Raw genomic sequence first — 806 nt, forward strand, 5'->3', positions numbered from 1 at the left:
CAGTTCAACTCAAATATAAGACAAAGTATTCAGCGAAAATTGCCCAAGAGAGCTACAAGACTTTAAGAACACACTCTAAACGTTCCACAAAGCTGAACGCTCAATTGGACGATCAAATCTCCAAAGCAGTGAAAAACAAGATATCTCTCGAAGTCATTCATCAAGAACTCAAGGGCGTGGTTTGTTTGCGTACACTCTATAACTGGATATCCTCTGGTATTCTTTCTCTAGCTTACCATGAACTGCTCTATCCTCAGTATCGAAAACCTAAGAAACAGCGTGTGACACAGCCTAAACATATGCTAGGTCAATCTATAGAGGAACGTCCTGAAAGTGTTGATGAACGTTCAGAATATGGGCATTGGGAGATTGATACGGTGCTTTTGACCAAAGAGAAGGGCGAGTGTCTCTTGACCCTGACTGAACGCAAGACACGCTTAGAAATCATTAGGCTTATCCCTAATAAGACCACACACACCGTCAATCAGGCCTTAAGGGGAATTGAATTTTTAGCACTTTCTGTAACTTCAGACAATGGCAGGGAGTTCGCTAAACTCTCAGAAGCTCTGGATTGTCCTGTATATTACTGTCATGCTTATGCCAGCCACGAAAGAGGGACAAATGAAAATCACAACCGAATGATACGTAGGCACTTACCTAAAGGCACAAAGAAAACCACGAAACAAGTCGTGGCTTACATTGAGAACTGGATGAACAATTATCCAAGAAAAATGTTCAACTTCAAGACACCAAATCAGATGTTAATTGAATCTATCTAGTGGCTAAATTGCACTTGCATTTTGCGG

At 41.2% G+C, this 806-nt stretch carries 1 protein-coding gene; it reads left to right on the forward strand.

Going from position 1 to position 806, the window contains the following annotated elements; all coding sequences use genetic code 11:
• A partial coding sequence (locus LRA01S_RS10585) for an IS30 family transposase (protein WP_061775564.1) occupies positions 1–779 on the forward strand: 779 nt, incomplete at its 5' end.
• Positions 780–806 lie beyond the last annotated feature (27 nt).

The sequence above is a fragment of the Pseudolactococcus raffinolactis NBRC 100932 genome (genome assembly GCF_001591765.1).
Classification (GTDB): Bacteria; Bacillota; Bacilli; order Lactobacillales; family Streptococcaceae; genus Pseudolactococcus; species Pseudolactococcus raffinolactis.